The sequence below is a fragment of the Herbaspirillum lusitanum P6-12 genome (assembly GCF_000256565.1).
Lineage (GTDB): Bacteria > Pseudomonadota > Gammaproteobacteria > Burkholderiales > Burkholderiaceae_D > Herbaspirillum > Herbaspirillum lusitanum.
This window is the reverse complement of record NZ_AJHH01000272.1, coordinates 1-672: the sequence shown is the minus strand read 5'-3', so window position 1 is coordinate 672 and position 672 is coordinate 1. Positions and strand designations below refer to the sequence as shown.

The 672-nt window shown below is 63.4% G+C and carries 2 protein-coding genes; both read left to right on the top strand.

Annotated features, from left to right (window positions below; translation table 11 throughout):
- Positions 1-184 precede the first annotated feature (184 nt).
- Positions 185-403: a hypothetical protein gene (locus HLUSI_RS32525; protein WP_157137795.1), complete on the top strand. Its 219-nt coding sequence runs from the start codon at positions 185-187 to the stop codon at positions 401-403.
- Between the two features lie 72 nt (positions 404-475).
- On the top strand, positions 476-672 hold a 197-nt coding region (locus tag HLUSI_RS27745), incomplete at its 3' end, for an NmrA family NAD(P)-binding protein (protein ID WP_040503295.1).

Genomic DNA, 672 nt, shown 5'->3' with positions numbered 1-672 from the left:
TCGCTCGAATAACTGCCCGTCTGAATTGCCGCCAGTCCGCGCCGTCCCGCCTCATCGCCGCGCGCGACGCCGGCCCAGGCGATCCACCCGATCCGCTGCGCGTCTTCGTCCCACCCGGGCGATCGATCCGCATGCATGACAACGCCGGCATACCTGACCGATATTCATGCCGACGGATGGAAAAATGCGATCACTATTTGGCCTGCTGCTGGTGCTGCTCTGCTTATGCGGATTGAGCGGATGCGAACGAACTCCGTTGGAGCGACTGGTCTACGAGCACGCCCGCGAGCAAGCCCTCGTGAACGCCGCCAATTTCGAACGCAACAAGCAAACCCGTGAACGCCAGCAACTGGTGTTGCGCCGCCAATTCGGTTCGGACGACGACGACGACAACGACGACTGACATCACCCCACCCGCCCCGGCATCCGCCTGCAAAACACGTTACAGTTCCGCATCGGATACCGGGGAAACCACATGAAAGTCTTTATCACCGGCGCGACCGGCTACGTCGGCGGCTCCATTGCAGTCCACCTGATCAAGGCCGGGCACAGCGTGCGCGGACTGGTGCGCGACATGCGCAAGGCCGACGCGCTGGCTCAACTGGGCGTCGAAGCGGTTCAGGGCGATCTCGACGATCGCGACGTACTGATTCGCGAGGCGCGCGCCGCCGA

Bases quoted from the DNA above. Each gene is read 5' to 3' on its own strand.
- HLUSI_RS32525 (WP_157137795.1), top strand. From the start codon at position 185: ATGCGATCACTATTTGGCCTGCTGCTGGTGCTGCTCTGCTTATGCGGA.